At 46.3% G+C, this 19,409-nt stretch carries 13 protein-coding genes; 5 read left to right on the top strand and 8 right to left on the bottom strand.

All coding sequences use genetic code 11. The features are described from left to right. Positions 1-54: 54 nt before the first annotated feature. The 3 genes from RDO88_RS08175 to upp form a co-directional block, all read right to left on the bottom strand. On the bottom strand, positions 55-2,028 hold the full coding sequence (locus RDO88_RS08175; protein WP_307758907.1) for a RagB/SusD family nutrient uptake outer membrane protein: 1,974 nt from the start codon (positions 2,026-2,028) through the stop codon (positions 55-57). A 31-nt stretch (positions 2,029-2,059) separates the two neighbouring features. Next, positions 2,060-5,200 carry a SusC/RagA family TonB-linked outer membrane protein gene (locus tag RDO88_RS08170; protein ID WP_307758962.1) on the bottom strand — a complete coding sequence of 1,047 codons (3,141 nt, stop codon included), beginning with the start codon at positions 5,198-5,200 and terminating at the stop codon, positions 2,060-2,062. A gap of 854 nt (positions 5,201-6,054) precedes the next feature. After that, positions 6,055-6,714 (bottom strand): uracil phosphoribosyltransferase, encoded by a 660-nt coding sequence (gene upp, locus RDO88_RS08165; RefSeq protein ID WP_307758906.1) that lies wholly within the window; start codon positions 6,712-6,714, stop codon positions 6,055-6,057. 110 nt (positions 6,715-6,824) lie between these two features. On the opposite strand from upp, the gene RDO88_RS08160 reads away from it, so the two are divergent. The 4 genes from RDO88_RS08160 to RDO88_RS08145 all read left to right on the top strand — a co-directional run bounded on the left by RDO88_RS08160 (position 6,825) and on the right by RDO88_RS08145 (position 11,354). Next, positions 6,825-7,934 carry a S41 family peptidase gene (locus RDO88_RS08160; RefSeq protein ID WP_307758905.1) on the top strand — a complete coding sequence of 370 codons (1,110 nt, stop codon included), beginning with the start codon at positions 6,825-6,827 and terminating at the stop codon, positions 7,932-7,934. A gap of 263 nt (positions 7,935-8,197) precedes the next feature. Then, positions 8,198-9,805, top strand: coding sequence for a phosphoenolpyruvate carboxykinase (ATP) (gene pckA, locus RDO88_RS08155; protein WP_307758904.1), 1,608 nt, complete (start codon positions 8,198-8,200; stop codon positions 9,803-9,805). Between the two features lie 493 nt (positions 9,806-10,298). Then, entirely contained in the window at positions 10,299-10,682 is a 384-nt protein-coding gene (locus RDO88_RS08150; RefSeq protein WP_307758903.1) for a DUF6565 domain-containing protein, read from the top strand. Positions 10,683-10,706: 24 nt separating this feature from the next. Next, positions 10,707-11,354, top strand: a complete 648-nt coding sequence (locus RDO88_RS08145; protein ID WP_307758902.1) for a nitroreductase family protein — start codon at positions 10,707-10,709, stop codon at positions 11,352-11,354. Between the two features lie 174 nt (positions 11,355-11,528). On the opposite strand, the gene RDO88_RS08140 is transcribed toward RDO88_RS08145, so the two are convergent. Together RDO88_RS08140 and typA are read right to left on the bottom strand one after the other, a co-directional pair. Then, positions 11,529-11,738 (bottom strand): winged helix-turn-helix domain-containing protein, encoded by a 210-nt coding sequence (locus RDO88_RS08140; protein ID WP_307758901.1) that lies wholly within the window; start codon positions 11,736-11,738, stop codon positions 11,529-11,531. A 192-nt stretch (positions 11,739-11,930) separates the two neighbouring features. Beyond that, on the bottom strand, positions 11,931-13,733 hold the full coding sequence (gene typA, locus RDO88_RS08135; protein ID WP_307758900.1) for a translational GTPase TypA: 1,803 nt from the start codon (positions 13,731-13,733) through the stop codon (positions 11,931-11,933). A 158-nt stretch (positions 13,734-13,891) separates the two neighbouring features. On the opposite strand from typA, the gene rpsO reads away from it, so the two are divergent. Next, positions 13,892-14,161, top strand: coding sequence for a 30S ribosomal protein S15 (gene rpsO, locus RDO88_RS08130; protein WP_021846818.1), 270 nt, complete (start codon positions 13,892-13,894; stop codon positions 14,159-14,161). Positions 14,162-14,328: 167 nt separating this feature from the next. Here the strand turns inward: rpsO and RDO88_RS08125 are convergent, their stop codons facing one another. The 3 genes from RDO88_RS08125 to RDO88_RS08115 form a co-directional block, all read right to left on the bottom strand. Then, entirely contained in the window at positions 14,329-16,839 is a 2,511-nt protein-coding gene (locus RDO88_RS08125) for a glycoside hydrolase family 95-like protein (RefSeq protein ID WP_307758899.1), read from the bottom strand. Positions 16,840-16,845: 6 nt separating this feature from the next. Beyond that, positions 16,846-17,532: a hypothetical protein gene (locus tag RDO88_RS08120; protein WP_307758898.1), complete on the bottom strand. Its 687-nt coding sequence runs from the start codon at positions 17,530-17,532 to the stop codon at positions 16,846-16,848. A gap of 82 nt (positions 17,533-17,614) precedes the next feature. Next, positions 17,615-19,255: a RagB/SusD family nutrient uptake outer membrane protein gene (locus RDO88_RS08115; protein ID WP_307758897.1), complete on the bottom strand. Its 1,641-nt coding sequence runs from the start codon at positions 19,253-19,255 to the stop codon at positions 17,615-17,617. Between the last annotated feature and the right edge of the window lie 154 nt (positions 19,256-19,409).

The raw sequence follows: 19,409 nt of genomic DNA, 5'->3' as shown, positions 1-19,409 counted from the left end.
CGACCTGCCCATTCATCTACGCCCAAAGTGTTACAAAATCTTCATTACCCTAAATCAATCTTCTCCACCTTTTCCCCAACCCGGGTTTTGCGTCAAATCAGGATTAAGAATAAATTCATCAGTCGGTACCTGATAGAGATAATATTTATCATCCCAACCTTTTCCTTCAGCTTGGGGATCATTGAACAGATACAAGTACCCCTCGGTCATCGAACCGTTTTGTCCGTCAGAAAGTCCTGTAGATTCATTGTAAAGTGTCATACCCACAGACTGTGCAAAACTCTTTGATGCCCAAATACCTTTTGCGGCACGGTTAAGGAACCAGGGAGCCATACGCCAACGGCGTATATCATAAAAACCAAAACCTTCGCCCATCAGTTCTATAATACGTTCACGACGAACTTCCCATAACAAGGCCGGTACTCGAATTCCTGCATCATTGCCGGCTGGATAATAGTAAGGCCGTTCAGGATCAAAATTATCATCAATCTCGGACACAATCATATCGGAAACACCTGCACGTCTACGCAGCAAGTTGATACTCTTGTCCGCTTCTGTTTGGGTAAATTGTCCCAATTCGGCCTTGGCTTCCGCATAATTCAACAACGTTTCTTCGATCTTGAAAATCGGCTTATCGGCTACGTTCAACTGGCCATTGTTAAAGTTTTCTTCCCAGCAACAATACAATTTCCAAATATAATAACCGGATCGACATTGTACAAAAGCACCACCCGTACCGATTCTAGGAATTTCAGGTACCAATGAAGCAGACCAGTTCTGCGCCGGCAAACGCTTCATACCAACACCCGGATTGCTGCATGAATAATTTTCACCCATTATATCTATATATTCGCGATCGGCAGGATTGTCTGTATATCCCCATGATGCATTCGGATTCTGGGCCGGTTTGTTAGCTCCATTTGCAATCACCTTATAAGGAGGCATGATGGTATGATACATACGAGGGTCACGATCACGGAACACATCATACATCGTAGCATTCCCATGATAATTGGATGCAACGTTATGAATAGGTTTGCCATTCTTCATCAAATAAAGATCCACCGTATTCTGGTTCATCTCAATGTCCGATGAAGAAGTATGCTCTACATAGCATCCACCTTGCACTGGATTTACTCCTGAAACATATGATTTATAAAGGATGATTCCCGGCACATTACCCAAATCGTCCGTTGTCCACATTTCACCATAACCTGCTCCCGGCTGCCCGTCTGTACCCGTATAAAGCGTAGGATAAGCCGCCATCAATAGTTCTGAAACGCGGATACACTCATTCAGATATTTTTCTTCATCACCCAGTCCATGATATTTACGCCACGTACCTTCACGCAATGCAAAACGGGAAATAACGGCTCTGACACAATCCACATTGATCGTATTCTCTCCATCTTGCGATTCAAAATCACCTATGTGCTCTTCGGCCCATTTCAGACGTTCCAGTACCATATCGGCAACCTCCTTACGGTCCCTACGTCCTTCGTAAATTTCAGGTGAACTTTCGCTCAAAACCTTGTCCACCCAAGGTACATCACCAAAACGGTCAATCAACTCCATATACCAATACGAATGGAAGAAGTATCCCACCGCTTTCCAATGGTCCTTCTCAGCATCGCTCATACCAGAATCATCCAAATGCGAAAGCATGATATTGACACGACGAAGTACACCGCTAAAATCCCAACCGTTACCCGAGGCCGTACTACCTTTGGTCTGATAGGCAAACTGGTTAAAACCACTCGGGCTGCGATAATTCAGATATCCGGCATCTGCATCGCCTGTGTATTGCCCGCCACCATTACCCCAGCCATTTCCGGCAAAAGAAGTACGGATTGTTGTATTACTGAAAATCTCGTAACAAGGCCACATGAAAGCCTGAAAATTATCATAATTCTGGAAAGCGTTTTCTTCCGTCGGTGAAGTCACCGGATATTTTTCCAGAAAGCTATCGTTGCAACCAGTCAAGGCCAATCCACCCAGCAAGGCTGCGCATATCATTATTTTTTTCATTGTAACGTCTTTATTGAAAAGGTTAATACATTTATAAGGTTACATTCAAACCGAAGGAAACCGTACGGAAATTCGGATAATTCCAACTCAGGGTTTCAGGATCTATACCCTTGTTCAACGATGTGAAAGTTGCCAAATTCTCAATACTTACAAAGGCCTTCAACTGAGACAGCTGGACCTTCTGTATCCATTGTTTGGGGAATGAATAAGATAACGTAACATTCTTGATGCGCAGATAAGAAGCATCAGACATGTATTTGTCAGACGTGCGATAGTTCGAACTCATGTTTCCATATCCGTCGTAGATACGCGGGAATTCAGCATCAGGATTGGCACAAGTGTAGTCACCTCCAGCAGCATCAACCGGACGCCAATAGTTCTCTGTCCCTTCATAAAGCGGAATGAACTTAAAGTCACCATACATCGGGAAAGTCAACACGTTGGCAATCCAATAATCACGTTTACCTGTACCTTGCAGGAAGACACTCAGATCAAAACCTTCATAGCTTACTCCCAGATTAATGCCATACAGATAACGGGGAAGATAATTTCCAATCCGCTCACGGTCACCCGGATTCTCCAGTGTTCCGTCACCGGCGTAAATCAGATTCTCACCCATTTCATCATCCCGCAGATTCTTGAACTTCACATCACCCGGACGCGGATTGGCACCGTTTATACGTACTACACCGTCCTTCAATTGCCAGGTCTGTGTATCTACGAAATCATCTACCGTATAAAAACCGTCAAACAGATATCCCCAATATTCACCCAATTCCATTCCTTCATAATAGGTCCTGAGGAGTTTGGACTCGTTGCTGTCATATTTAGTAATCACACTCTTGGAATCGGACAGATTAAAGCCTACCCTATAAGACCACTTTCCAATCTTGTCACGCCAGTTCATGTTCAGTTCCCAACCACGGGTACGCATGTCAGCCGTATTTTGTGTCGGCGCAGAAGCACCCACTACTGCCGGCAACTGCATTCCGGGAGCCAACATACCCTTCGTGTCACGCTGATACCATTCAAAAAGACCGCTCAAACGATTGTTGAACAAAGCAAAGTCGATACCGATATTGGTAGTACCCACCTTCTCCCACGTAAAGTCCGAACGGACCAGACTGGGTAACGAGGTAATAGCTGTAACAGGCGCACCATTGATCAACCAACCCGTATATTTGTTGTTCACACTCATAGCAGGAACAAAAGAGTAGGCTGCAATATTCTGATTACCAATAAGTCCATAAGAACCACGAATCTTCAACTGGTCGAGCCAAGAAGATGCACCGGCCATAAAGTCCTCCTGAGCCATATTCCAACCGACCGAAACAGAGGGGAAAAAGCCAAAACGAGAATCTTTGGGGAATTTGGACGAACCGTCATATCGGCCATTCACTTCCAGCAGATACTTGCCTTTATAGTCATAGTTCACACGGAAGAAACCACCACGAACCGCATACTCGGTATAATAATCATTCGCGGTCAACGTACCTGAACCACCACCTAAAGATGGAATCTCGGGGATTGACTGGGTATAAGAATAAACATCGACCGTTTCCTGATAGCTGGACTCCTGGTTGAAACCTGCCATCACTTTGAAATGATGATCCTGAGCCAAGTCAAAACTATACGTACCATACAGGTTGATGGCATTATAGTCTGTATATTGCTTGTACTTGCGCAGATAGTCGTTACTTGGGGTCGTATCGGCTCCACCCTGAATGGAAGTCATCTGCACACTACCTGTATACCAATGATAGTCGTACATATTCTTATCATAAGTATACTCGAAGGCTATTTCAAGCCCCTTCAGAGGTTTTAAGATCGATTTCAGAAAAATACGCGGGTTGTCGTTGATGTTCTTGTATGGATTGGCCGTTTCAATCTGGTTACGCGACGTGAAAAAAAGCAGATTATCATCATTACCCAATCCGTATCCTTCGGGCATCGAACCTTCCGGATAAAAAGACGGCAGACGGGTACTCCACAAGCCTCCACCTTGGGAGACAACCATATTACGCTTGCTATGAGCATAACTTAATGTAGCTTCCTGAGTAAACCACTTGGTAATGTCCGCCGAAATGAAGCTGCTGACATTCATACGGGTATACTTATCTTTGTCAGAATAAAGCACACCGTCCGTATCAACCAATCCGGCTGAAAGACGATAGCGCAAGCGTTCTGTACCTCCACTTACCGAAAGGTTATGAGTCTGCTGGAAACTGGTTTCCATCATATTCTTCATCAAGTCCTTTTCATTGAGGAAATACAAAGCTCCGTCGGTATCCTTGTAAATACCGTCACCTTTGGTTTCGATAGACGAAGGATTGGCTTTATACTGGGCCAACAAATCCAACCAACGGTCTACCTTGGGAGCTCCCAACGACCAATAGTCATTACCCGAAGCCTCCTGGTAAGCATACAGATAGGTTTCCAACGAAGTCTGCTTGGGCAGATTGACGGCATTGGCAAAAGCAAAGTTGTTGTTGTAGTTCAGCTGGAAACGCTCACCGCTCTTGGGCCGTTTGGTTGTCACCAAAATAACGCCACCGGCAGCACGGGCACCGTAGATGGCCGACGAAGCGGCATCCTTCATCACCGTAATGGATTCAATATCGTCGGGGTTCAGCATATCGATGTCGCCTTCCACGTTGTCTATCAAGACCAATGGAGCGATAGACGAACCCGAACCAATCGAATAGGCTCCACGAATCTGGAACGAACGGCTTTCGCCCGGAGAGTTACCGTTGCTACCTACAAACAGACCGGGAACCGCACCCTGCAAGGCATCGGCAGCTTTTGTCAGCGGACGTTCACCCAGCACGTCGTCCATCTTGACGGTAGTAACGGCACCCGTCAGGTTGGCTTTCTTCTGAGAACCGAAACCTACAACCACCACTTCATCCAAAGCCTGCGCGTCTTCTTTCAGAACAATGCTCAATGGCTTTCCGTCCCATGTAACGGTCACCGTCTGATAACCCACAAAGCTGATTTCCAAAGTAGCGCCACGGGCTACGTTAGGTATCACGAAATTACCGTCGATATCGGTAATACTTCCTGTACCGGCCCCCTGAACTTTCACCGAGGCACCAATTACAGTTTCACCATTGGCATCTTTAACAACGCCTTTACATTCACCATTCTGCTGGACGATTGCATTGTCTGCCATAGATACGTCCGCAAGAATCGCTCCGAAAGGAACAGCCGATAGCAAAAGAGACAGTCCTATCGGCTTCAACTTTTTCAGGATTTCATTCATAACATTTCAATTGAAAGATTAACTAATCTACTCTAAAAATACAACTTGTATATATTGCTATAATTTAAGACTATACAATATCCAAGGTCAACATCAGCATTCAACTATGTGCAAAGATAAGAATTCTTGTTGACATAACAAAACAATAGAACTTATTTTTTAATAATTAGACGAAACATGCCTCCTCAAAGCACACCATGAAAACAAAAGAGAACAAGCCACACCATATTATATTATAAAACGATAACTGTACATCAGTCAAGTAACTATATACAGACTGATATCATTATTGACAATCTGACACTTTGCATCCGTAAGTGCCCGAGAATCGCCTGTTTCGGCCCGCAGGAAGACCGTGCGGCAAACGACGAAGCGGGAAGCGCCTTTCCCGCTGACCAACAGCCGGATAGCGAAATCCTTACATTTGAAAGAGAAGTTAAAAAACGAAAAAAGGGCAGAAAGAGGCCTCATCAAACGCTCTCACAACGAAAAAGACGGGAAAAAACAGACAAAAAAAGCCGCTTTTCCACAGAAAAGCAGCCTTTTTCTGATACGAAACATACGACCTGACGCCGCAAAACATACAATCTGCCGACTGAAAACATACAATCTGATGCCTCAAAACCTACTTCGGGAGGCTCAAAAAGGGAGTTTCACCCCGCTCTCCGCCTCTATTTCGTCCCGCCCGAAGAAGGGAGGAGTCAGCCAAACAAAGGCATTCCGCGCATTCTGTCAGGTATTCAAGAGAGAAAGACGGCAAAATGTCAAAGCTTGTCTCCGTAGGCCAAGTCGCCCGCATCGCCCAAGCCGGGCACGATGTACGAGCGCTCGTTCAGTTCGGGGTCGATGGCGGCACACCAAAGCGTAACGTCGTCGCCGGGGAAAATCCGTTGCAGATGCTCCACACCCTGACGGCTGGCGATGACGCAGGCTATCAGCAGACGGGCCGGACGTCCCTTGCTCAGGAAAGCACGATAGGCCAGCTCCATGCTCTCGCCCGTAGCCAGCATGGGGTCGACGAGCATCAGCGTCTTCTGCGTCAGGTCGGGCGTGGCAATGTATTCGATGTGTACATCCAGCTCGCGGCACTCCTTATCCTTATAATAGCGGTAGGCCGACACGAAGGCATTGCCGGCACGGTCGAACACATTCAAGAATCCCTGATGGAGCGGCAGGCCGGCACGGAAAACGGTGGCAATGACCACATCGTCGTCGGGCGTGCTGGCCGGCGCCACGCCCAGAGGCGTCTGCACCTGCTTTACCGAATACGTCAGTTCCTTGCTCATCTCGTAAGCCATCAGCTCGCCGATGCGCTCGATGTTGCGGCGGAAGCGCATGCGGTCGCCCTGAATGTTCACGTCGCGTATTTCGGCCACGTACTGGTTCATCACGGTGTTGGTCTCAGCAAAATTGATTACTTTCATAGTGTTTTTGTTTATTCCGAATGCAAAAATACGATTTTCCCCGTATATACATCCACTTGCTTGGAGGAAAACGTTATCTTTGTCACAGAAACATATAAACACAAGGAAAGATGAGAAAGACATTCATGCGAAACGAGAAAATCAAATTACTATTCTTCTATGCACTGCTATTCTTTATCTATACCTCAGCAGCCGGACAGGAAAAGATTTCTTCAAACGCCGATTTGGCTGAGTTTGATTTTGGCGTCCGGGAATTGGAAACCAACTATGTGGGATTTCCCACTTTGGTGACAGAGCAAACCCGAGATCAATATGAAGCACTAAAAGCCCGTTGCCGCCAGCAAGTGGACAAACAGGGACGAAAGTCCTGGGAAGCTTTAGGCGAACTTTATGCCTGGTTTGGCGATTTCCACTTACGGGCAGGCGGCTATTCCCAGCCCTACATGCGGAAAGTACCCACGTATGAAGAGATGAAAGAATACAACCCCACCAAAACCTTCCGGAAAGTGACTGACCATACCTTCCTCATCCGTTTCCCATCGTGCATGGGAGATGACCCGACACTGGAATGGGTACATCAGTCCATTGACGCCTACCTGACCTCAGGATGCGAGAATCTGATCATTGACATCCGAGGCAACGGCGGAGGAACCGATGAGATATTTAACCCCTACGAAAAACTGCTGTACGACCGGAAGGGTTACGTGGACGGGGTTGAAATACGCAACACACCCGCACACATCGCCGAGCTAGCAGATATCGAATTGGATTGGCTTCAGCAAGTGGTGGAAAACATGAAAAAGTCGCAAGAAGAGTTTGTGGCCATGACACCCAGACAAGTAGCCATCGCTTATGATACGATTTTCCCACGTCCCCGCCAGGCAGCACTTATTATAGACGGCCAAGTAGCCAGTGCTGGCGAACAAATGGTGCTGAATCTGCGGTCATGCAGCCAACGTACTACCATTTACGGACAAGACAACACGAAAGGATGCCTTGATTATTCAAACTGCCGCGGAGTTAATCTGCCCCAATCCGGCATTACTCTTTATATTCCCATGACACGTTCCTGCCGCCTGCCCGACAACGGTGTCGACCAGACGGGGATTGCTCCCGACGTACGCATTCCGTTACCCCTGCCCGAAACGTTGACGGACAACGTGGACGAATGGACACGATGGGTAGCCAAGGAACTGGAAAAGAAGCCCAGTTCACTTTAAAAGCCCCCAGCTTCAAAAAAAAGACAAGTTTTGCAACATTCAGTTAGCAGATATTGTTATGGATTTATAAAAGAGCGGGAATTAAAGAAAAATTTCTCCAATCGGGCATTTCTTTCCGAAGAAAATCGTACTTTTGTACGCGGAAAACAAGGGGGAGCCCTTCGGAGGCCGTCCGCCGGACGCGACGAACGTAACTCCTTGTAAAGCTTTAAGGTAAAAAGAGATTATTCACTAAAATACCAATTTTTAAAATCTTAAAACAAATGGCAAATTTAGATTTAAGCAAGTACGGTATTCAAGACGTAAAGGAGATTCTCCACAACCCGTCTTATGAAGTATTGTTCGAAGAAGAGACCAAATCAAGCCTCGAAGGCTATGAGAAGGGCCAGGTAACAGAACTGGGTGCTGTGAACGTAATGACTGGTATCTATACCGGACGTTCTCCTAAAGATAAATTCTTTGTAATGAACGAAGCCAGCAAGGACACTGTATGGTGGACTTCTGACGCTTACAAGAACGACAACAAGCCTTGCTCTGAAGAAGCATGGGCCGACCTGAAGGCTAAAGCCGTTAAGGAATTGAGCGGCAAGCGTCTGTTCGTTATGGATACATTCTGTGGCGCCAACCCTGCAACTCGTCTGAAAGTACGTTTCATCATGGAAGTTGCTTGGCAGGCTCACTTCGTAAAGAACATGTTCATCCGTCCGACAGAAGAAGAACTGGCTAACTACGGCGAACCTGATTTCGTATCATTCAACGCTGCTAAGGCTAAGGTTGACAACTACAAGGAACTGGGTCTGAACTCTGAAACAGCTACTGTATTCAACCTGAAGACCAACGAACAGGTTATCCTGAACACTTGGTACGGTGGTGAAATGAAGAAGGGTATCTTCTCTATCATGAACTACCTGAACCCGCTGCGTGGTATCGCTTCTATGCACTGCTCTGCCAACACTAACATGGAAGGCACTGACACTGCTATCTTCTTCGGTCTGTCTGGTACTGGTAAGACTACTCTGTCTACCGACCCGAAACGTAAACTGATTGGTGACGACGAGCACGGATGGGACGACGAAGGCGTATTCAACTACGAAGGTGGTTGCTATGCCAAGGTTATCAACCTCGACAAGGAAAGCGAACCCGATATCTACGCTGCCATCAAGCGCGACGCTCTGCTGGAGAACGTAACAGTTGACGCCAACGGCAAGATTGACTTCGCTGACAAGAGCGTAACGGAGAACACTCGTGTTTCTTATCCTATCTACCACATCGAGAACATCGTTAAGCCCGTATCCAAAGGTCCTCACGCTCATCAGGTAATCTTCCTGTCTGCTGATGCCTTCGGTGTATTGCCTCCGGTATCTATCCTGAACCCGGAACAAGCTCAGTACTACTTCCTGTCTGGTTTCACCGCTAAGTTGGCCGGTACAGAACGTGGTATCACTGAACCGACTCCGACATTCTCTGCTTGCTTCGGCGCAGCCTTCCTGAGCCTGCACCCGACTAAGTATGCAGAAGAGCTGGTTAAGAAGATGGAGAAAGTTGGTGCCAAGGCTTACCTGGTTAACACTGGCTGGAACGGTACTGGCAAGCGTATCTCTATCCGCGACACTCGTGGTATCATCGACGCTATCCTCGACGGTTCTATCGACAAGGCTCCGACAAAGGTTATTCCTTTCTTCGATTTCGTTGTTCCTACCGAACTGCCGGGCGTAGATCCGAAGATCCTCGATCCTCGCGACACTTACGACTGCGCTTGCAAGTGGGAAGAGAAGGCAAAAGACCTGGCTGGACGCTTCATCAAGAACTTCGAGAAGTTCACTGGCAACGAAGCTGGCAAGGCTCTGGTTGCTGCCGGTCCGAAACTCTAATCGACTCGATTCTATCCATTATAAGAAGAGGACGCACTCCTGCGGGGGTTGCGCCCTCTTTTTTATGTCCAACATACGTAAGAACAAGCCGCCACCGTGCCACTTCCCGACTTTCCCTCACCGAGGGAAAAGGTTTCCCCTTTAAAGAGAAAGGCTTTCCCTCGGTGAGGGAAAGCCTTTCCTCGTATAGGAAACAGGGTAAGGAAAACGATTTCGTTGATAATCAGCTGCCTTGCTCATCCCCTTACAAGGGTACAGCTCAAGAGGATGAATCTGTATCTAAATGAAGTGAGGCTATTTTAACTCCCCTCCTTCTGGAAGGAGGAGAGTCTCAGATACCTCTATTTTAATACATCCTCTTCCTCCTCTCACCTTTCACTGTATTTAAAGAATATAGGAGGTGGCTCGGCACAAAAAATTAAGTAAACTTATTTTTTCTGCTCTCGCCTTTCGCTATATTTGCAAACAAATAGTTCCTAAAACACGTATGCGTATGAAGAAATACATCCTACCCCTGCTTGCCGCCGGCATCCTCAGCCTGTCGGCCTGCCAGTCGAAAAGCAGCCGCATCGACGACCTGAAAGACTTTGTGGAAGAAATCCAGAAGGACGGCGAAGACTACACCCAGGAACAATGGGAGAAAGCCAACAAAAAGTTCAGCCAGCTGCTCGACAAAATCAACTCCTACGAAGACCTCAGTGAGGACGAACTGAAGGAAGTGGCCAAGCTGCAAGGCCAGTATGCCGCCACCGTCTTCAAGAACAGCGGAAAAGCCATCATGGAACAGATGGAGAAGGCCGGTGCCGTGCTCGACGGCTTTCTGGAAGGCGTAGACCAGGGGCTGGACGACAACAACGAAGAAGACGAAAACAAATAAAACCAACCTACAAAACGAACGATTATGAAACTATTGAAAGGACTCTTGAGCGGGCTTTGCCTGTGCACGGCCATCGGCTGTACGGCTCCCGCCTCACAGAAGGAAAACGTAGCGGCCGCCGAAGGCCTCAGCCAGTCGGAAGCCGTCATCAAGACCATCATGGAACGCCGCAGCATTCGCCAGTACAAGCCGCAGGCCGTGAACCGCGACACGATGCAGACCATCCTGAAGTGTGGCATCAATGCCCCCAACGGCATGAACAAGCAGTCGTGGGAAGTGCGTGTGGTAGACAATCCCGACTTCATCAACGGCGTGACGGAACTCTACAAGAAGGCCAACCCGAAAGCGGCCGAAGACCCGTCGTTCAAGAACATGTTCCGCAACGCCCCGACGGTGATGTTCATCGCCAACGACCCGTCGTACGACTGCTCGCAGATAGACTGCGGCCTGCTGGGCGGTAACATGATACTCGCGGCGCAGTCCATGGGCATCGGTTCGTGCTGCCTCGGCGGTCCCGCCCGCTTCATGAAGTCGCCCGAAGCGGCCGAATATCTGAAGAAGCTGAATTTCAGCGAGGGCTATGAGCTGCTCTACTGCATCGCCTTCGGCTATCCCGACGAAGCGCCCGCAGCCAAGCCGCGCAAGGCTGAAAAAGTACAGTTTATTGACTAAAGAGACACCCCTACGCACGGAAGCCGGAGACGAAGCACTGCATGCCGCTCCGACGAAGTGCTTCCTGAGGGTGCAACGAAGTGCTGTATGAGGATATGACGAAGCACTTCCTGAGCAGGTGACGAAGTGCTTCGTCAGGCCCTCAGGAAGTGCTTCATTGTTTTACCCGGCCCATCAGGCAGGCAGGCGGTAATAGACGGCACGGCTTTCGCTGTACTGCTCTACCTTATGTTCGCGCATCAGCTGTGCCAGCGCCAGGCAGAGGTCTGTACTGGTCAGATTGCAAAGCTTCTCCAGCTGGTCGAAGGTACAGCGTGTATAATAGGCCAGCACATCGTATACCTTCTGGCTGTTTCTTTTGACAAATTGCAGGTTCAGGTTCATAAGTTTCTCCTTTCTTTTTATAGATTTGCCTCATCGGCTGAGACAAAGTAACGCATTTCCCTGCAAAAAGCAATTACCCTTTAGTACTTAAAAGTATTCTTTTGGTCACTTTTTGTGAAAAAGAAAGAGGATGCCGGAGGGAAATTTTCCCATCCGGCATCCTCTTTCCTATATGAAGGTAATGTATCAATATCAGCCTCTGTTGGCACGCTTGCGCTCCAGTTCGTCCAGGATGACCTTGCGCATACGCATGGACTTGGGCGTTACCTCTACATATTCGTCTTCCTTGATGTACTCCAACGCTTCCTCCAGCGAGAACTGTACGGGCGGAATGAGGCGCGCCTTCTCGTCCGAACCGCTGGCACGCATGTTGGTCAGCTTCTTCGACTTCGTGACATTCACCACCAGGTCATTGTCGTGCGAGTGCTCGCCCACCACCTGTCCGGCATACACCTCTTCCTGCGGGAAGATGAAGAACTTGCCGCGGTCCTGCAGTTTGTCGATGGCATAAGCAAAAGCCGTTCCGCTTTCCATTGCAATCATCGATCCGTTGGTACGGCGCTCAATCTCGCCCTTGAACGGCTGATACTCCTTGAAACGGTGTGCCATGATGGCCTCGCCCGCACTGGCCGTCAGCACGTTGGTACGCAAGCCGATGATGCCTCGCGAAGGCATGTCGAATTCCAGATTCACACGCTCGCCACCAGCCGTTTCCATCTTCACCATCTCACCCTTGCGGCGTGTCACCATATCGATAATCTTGCTGGCATATTCTTCGGGGACGTTCACCGTCAGTTCTTCCACCGGCTCACACTTCACACCATCTATCTCCTTGAAGATTACCTGCGGCTGGCCCACCTGAAGTTCGTAGCCCTCGCGGCGCATGGTCTCGATCAATACGGAGAGATGGAGCACGCCACGGCCCGAAACAATCCACTTGCCATCCTCCTCGCTCTTCTTCACGCGTAGGGCCAGGTTCTTGTCCAACTCCTTCATCAGACGGTCGTGGATGTGGCGCGACGTCACAAACTTGCCCTCCTTGCCGAAGAACGGAGAATCGTTGATGGTGAAGAGCATGCTCATCGTCGGCTCGTCGATGGCAATAGGCGGCAGCGGTTCGGGGTTCTCGAAGTCGCAGATGGTGTCGCCGATTTCAAATCCCTCGATACCCACCAGCGCACAGATGTCGCCCGAAGATACCTCGGCCACCTTCACGCGGCCCATACCCTCGAATGTATGCAGTTCCTTGATTTTGGTCTTGATGATGCTGCCGTCGCGCTTGGCCAGAGACACGTTCATGCCCTCGCGCAACGTACCGCGGTGCACGCGGCCCACGGCAATACGGCCGGTATAGGAAGAATAGTCCAGCGACGTCACCAGCATCTGCGGCGTACCTTCCAGCTGCTGGGGAGCAGGAATATTTTCGATGATGCAGTCCAGGAGCGGCGTGATGTTGTCCGTCGGCTTCTGCCAGTCGGTACTCATCCAGTTGTTCTTGGCCGAACCGTAGATGACGGGGAAGTCCAGCTGTTCTTCTGTGGCATTGAGGCTGAACATCAGGTCGAACACCATTTCGTACACTTCCTCGGGGCGGCAGTTGGGCTTGTCCACCTTGTTCACCACCACGATGGGCTTCAGGCCAATCTGAAGCGCCTTCTGGAGCACGAAGCGCGTCTGCGGCATCGGTCCTTCGAAAGCGTCGACCAGCAGAATGCAGCCGTCGGCCATGTTGAGCACACGTTCCACCTCGCCGCCGAAGTCGCTGTGTCCCGGAGTATCAATAATGTTGATTTTGGTGCCTTTATAGTTGATGGAAACATTCTTCGAGAGAATCGTTATCCCTCGTTCGCGTTCCAGGTCATTGTTATCCAGCATTAATTCACCCGTGCTCTGGTTGCTGCGGAAGAGGTTTCCGGCCAGAAGCATCTTGTCTACTAGCGTCGTCTTGCCATGGTCCACGTGGGCGATGATGGCAATGTTTCTAATGTTCTGCATATAATACCTATTATTTTCTGGTCTGCAAAGTTACAACTTTTGCCCTATATATGTGGTATCCAGAAGAAAAAAATACTGAAACTCATTGCCATATCAAAGATAATGCCTACCTTTGCAGCCTCGAAAGAGAATATTATCAACCTTTTAATTAAAACATTATGTATTTAGACGCTGCTAAAAAGCAAGAAATCTTCGGCAAGTACGGAAAGTCTAACACTGATACCGGATCGGTTGAGTCTCAGGTAGCATTGTTTTCCTACCGTATTGCTCGTCTGACTGAGCACATGAAGCTCAACAGAAAGGATTATAGTACTGAAAGAGCTTTGACCATGTTGGTAGGCAAACGCCGTGCGTTGCTCGACTACCTGAAGGCCCGTGACATCGAACGTTACCGTGCCCTGGTTAAAGAACTCGGCCTGCGTAAGTAATCTTACCTCGGCAAAAAATTAAAAGAGCGGGGAAACTTCGGAAGAGGTTTCCCCGCTCTGCTTTTGTGCTGTCCTGATCAATCTCTATACCCTTGAGAGTGTCTCAAAAATAGTTAAGTCAAAGTATATTAACAATAGTCAGCAATTTTGTCCCTATTAGGAATGGGTTATTCATTCGGATTATGCCATCCACTGAATTTACCAATCACACGATTTCCCAACCGTTTTACTTTTGAATTTGCCTTGCCACTGTATATCACCTGGTGCTCAGCAACAGGAACAGCAGCATTCGTAATCACATATTCAACACCCTTTTCTGTAGGGAAAATAATTACCCCTTTATCATCAATCTTACATTTTACATTTTTATTTTCAGCAACATTCAACACTTGTATATCCAACGTCTTCCACGGATTTTGAACCCTACAAATATTACCCTGAAGACTCTTTATACCGATACTGGAGACCAATGCTTTTTTATCCCTACGCGATGAAACGACAAAGCCTCCCCGTGCCAATAATGTAAAAGCCACCTCCGTTGTATCCCACTTCGCAGGAATGGCAGGAAACACGCGAATCTTATTTTCATGACTCTGCAACAACATTTCATTGACAGCAGTCGCATAATTGCTGATTGGCTCCATTCCGCATTGGAAAAATGCTTGCGAACGAATAATGTGACTATGATTAAGCAGATCATGCCGCGAATTCAAATCATAAATATTGTCGGGATATCCAGTCACATTATGCATCAGCCCCTGAGGATACATCTGATGGATTTTTATTCCATTCACAATATACTCCAAGGCCTTGTCTCCCAAGCCCATTCGAGCCGCAACTTCAGGAATAGGATAATGAGCATTTGCATCGCTCCTACAATTTGCCAGATTAATAACAGCCTGCCCAATTCGCGTATGAACACTGTCTATACCAACTAAATTGGCAGGAAATGCCGCCAAGCCACCATTCGACCATATCCAAGGAGTATACCGTTCGGCCGTATAGTACTCTTCGGCAGGAGCAATAGTTTCGCCACAAGTTTCGTATTGTTCAAATCTTATTTTCCATAAATGCCGCAATACATACTTCCATCTTGATATCATTTTTTTATCTACTCCAAGCACCGATGCCGCCTTAATACAGTTCCTAAAAAGCTGCTCTATACAAATTCTGTCAGTAATGGCATTCTTTACATGATCAATCGAAGCCGATTCATATACAGACGAATAAAAGAAATATTCCTTCTTTTGTTTATCCCATTGCAATTTGTCCAAATAAAAATTGGCTGCCTTTTTCATGAAAGGATATGCTTTATTCTGAAGGAAATCCCTATCACCTGTAAAATCATAATAATCCCAAAACAAAGATGCTATTTGTGAGGCCGGCGTATAATTGTTCTTCATGTCACCACGATCTTTACTATCTTGATGACCGTTAAAACAATGCGCCTCAGTAATCAACAAAGCATTATCATTTGCACCTTTTTCTTTTGCCAGACTTTCGGCAAAAGGAATCATCTTGAAGTAAGTATTCAAATACGGAAGCATCAGCTGGCAATCATTCTGAGCACATAGCCCCCAATATTGTTGCTGGGTATTCCAGTGATGGGGGGTTACCCAGTTCATCACGTCCCGATTCCAACGCCATAAGCCTCCGTTAAATGCGACAGGGAATTCACCTTGTGAACCGGCAGCCATCAAATATCGGCGCAAATAATAAATATTCTCTACATAGTCATCCCCCAGCTTCACAAATGAATTGGACCAAAACTTCTTATACCAAGTATCCTTTTCTTTCCGAAGATAGTCTATGCCTTCCGCTTCCGCACTATCCAATAAGTCTTTAGCAGCCTGTTTAGGATTCTCATTCTCTCTATCTGTCACTACACTTATCAGAAGTGTAAAGTTGGAACGATCCGTTTCCTGCTCCGACCGATGTCGGTTCACAACTTCGGCAGACTTAGGCTTCTCCAACATACGGCATGCAACAACAAAATGCAAACCTGCACCATTCTCTTCAAGAATCAGATCCCTTCCATCCCAGGAAGAATTGGTATTCCCAACACCCACATGTACATCTTTGGGGAAATAACCTGAATACCAACCAGCAAAAGCCCTACTGCCTATCCTCTCCAAAGAGACCGTTGCCAACGACTTTTCTCCAAGCGTTTTATCCAATGTATTCTGGCATTCTACCACCCAAATGTTCTTCTGCGAAGCCAACCACGTCCGAATATATGTATCAGATACAGCAGACGTCGACTTATAAGTGACTTCACCATTCTTTATGGACAAACGTCCCTCAAAATCCTTCAAATGAATCCAGCTAAAGACAGGAGTTCCAAAATCAATTTTGATACGGGCTGCATGTTTCAGAATGGCCGTATTACCTTCGTCTGCTCTTAGATCGGTCCATAAATCATTCTTATTGATCTGTATCTCTATGCCATTATCATGATTCCAAATCATCCCTCCCATATTTCCATTTCCCATAGGGAATCCTTCCGCCTCGAGTTGAGTGGGCGAAAGATAAACGATGTCATGTTTGGACAGATAATTTTCATCTACTTCAAAAGGAGAAGACTTCATGTCCAAAAATTCATAATTCCGATTTTCTTGCGCTTCAACCCATCCTCCACAAAGAGCAAACAGCACAAACAATATATATCTACAAATCATAACAATTTAATCATGAAATTTATATTGGACAAAATCATACAATCCATAATTTTCCTGCTGAGGAATATGGTCACCTATGAATTTCAGATTTTCCACACTACAGAATATATGAAACTTTATTTCATCGCCAAATTGTAATTGCGATTCATGTTTCTTCTTCCCATCAATATACCATGTGGCATAATATTTCTTATCTTTAAGGGTCAAATCAATCTCAAATATATGCCAGCCAGTCTTCAACTTAACAGGAATGGAAGAATAAGGAAAATCTTGCGAAGTCATATAAGCAATCATTTCATTGGATCTGGCCTTAAGTTGCTCTCTTACTTCTTTTTTCCCGTAGCCTACCTCAAAATCCAATTCATGATGATCGTCACAATAAATCCAGGAGCCTACACTTGCTTGGTCACCCTCGCCCATTTGAGGGATATATGTCTTCCATTTATATCTACCAGAAGTGTATTTCTTCTCTACCGTATGAATTTTCTTACGGTCCCAAGAGTTTGCACGTGTATAAATTTTCAAAATCCCGTCTTTCAGCAAACACTGATTATCCGGATTATCATCTTGATGGCCATAAGCCCAGCCATCCAAAGTTTCAAAAGTCCATTTCTGATTATTCTCTTCCTGCGAAAAGCTATTTGTAAAACACAAGCATAATAACAGACTCAAAAATATAGGTTTTATTCTCATTTTAAAATCAGTTAATTCATTATCAAAATAAAAAAGTTTCCACTTCGCCCATTAAACGAAGTGGAAACTTCAGTTTAAAACATTACCACAACGGATTCTGTACAAGACTTGGAGACTTCACCACTTCATTATGTGGGAACGGATACAGATACATTGCACGTACCCATTGATTTTTACGGACATTCTTTCTTTGATAGAATGTTCCGGGATCGTCCAATGGAAGATCTTCACCATCGACATTCATTCCCCAGAACTGCGTTTGATCGGCTTCCTGACCAGGATCACAAATCATCCAACGCCGAACATCAAAATAACGCTGTCCCTCTACATAGAGCTCAACCTGTCGTTCTCTACGGATAGCATAAGCCTGCTTTTCATAATCACCGATAACTCCCGTTTTTTTACCAGTAGCTTGCAATTCCTGATAACCGGGAATCCCAGCCCTTTCCCTAACCTTATCCAAATACTCAATAATGGCAGGGTCTTTAGGATTAATTTCATTGCAAACCTCTGCATAATAAAGATAAAAATCTGCCAAACGAAGGATAATGGAAGGACATGCGTGTACGCGCAACCAGTCTCCCTGCGGGAAACAATCTTGTGAGGTACGCTTATACAACAAATACCCTGTATAATGTTCGCGGAAAGCAATATAATTAGAGTTATTACCACTCTTCGTAAAATCGACCTGCCATCCGTCTTCCATTTGAATGTGCCAGCTCTTTCCCTGATAAGTAATGGCATTATAGAAACGAGGTTCACGATTAACATACATATTGAATATATGCTTATCTATCTGCGGTTTTTGATAAGCACATGGATTCTCGATATCCGTAAAACCAGTTTCATTATATTCCGGATCCTCGTGAATATCCAAACCATTCCGTGTGAAGAACGCATCAACGTAGATTTGCGAAGGAGCAATGCCGCTAAACCCATCGTAGATGGCTGTAGGACGACAACGACGGTTTCCTTCACTATCCACATTCATGTGCTGAGAAACGGTAGTTGCCCAAATGATTTCCTGATTATACTCTTGAAACAAACGATATACCGATTGATTAGGATCTTCATTTTTCCCCGATTCATCATAGGCCTTAAATAAATCATAACCATTCGATTTTGCAAAGTTCAAGAAGGTTTCTAGATGTTTCTTTGCGGTTTCCCATTTACCGGGGTCCTTATCCGGGAACAACCGTTTGCCATCCTTGTTCGTCAATTCCAATGCCTCCTTGTATCCGCCATTAAACAAAGGACTGGCAGCATAAACCCACAATTTAGCCCGCAGAGCCAACACAACAGCTTTAGTCGGACGAACCATCTCATTCATATTATATTTCAATTTACCATCAGGACCTTTCTGCATCAAAGTTTGAGGCAATTTATCCTCCTCCAAAATCTCTGCATAAAGATTATCGATGAAATTGATCATTTCATCCACTGAAGCACGCGGATAATCAAATGCAGTAACCGAGGGGTCCTCCAGCTTATCCAAAATAGGTACTGGACCGTAAAGTTCAAATAACGAAAAATAACCATATGCGATAAAGAACTTGGCCTCCGCTTTCATGCGATCGACCTCTTCTTGCGTCAGATGTTCTTTATCAGTAGCCACACCAATAGGCTTAACATTTTGAATAAACAACTGAGCCTGACGAATATATTTATATACATCATTAAACCGATGATAAGGGGCATTACTGGCATTAAATCCATTAATCATTACTGTCTTTCCCGTATCCCAGTTGGTAGCTACCTCACCTGATAAAATAGCCCACGGATTACCAAAACCATTTGCGCGAAATATATTTGTATAATCTGATCAATAGTTCGTTAAAAATTCGCCAAGCCTAAGCGGCTCTGGCAGTAAATAAAAT

The sequence above is a fragment of the uncultured Mediterranea sp. genome (assembly GCF_902493215.1).
Lineage (GTDB): Bacteria > Bacteroidota > Bacteroidia > Bacteroidales > Bacteroidaceae > Bacteroides.
Note: the sequence above shows the minus strand (reverse complement) of the source record. Positions and strands in the feature narration are given on the sequence as shown.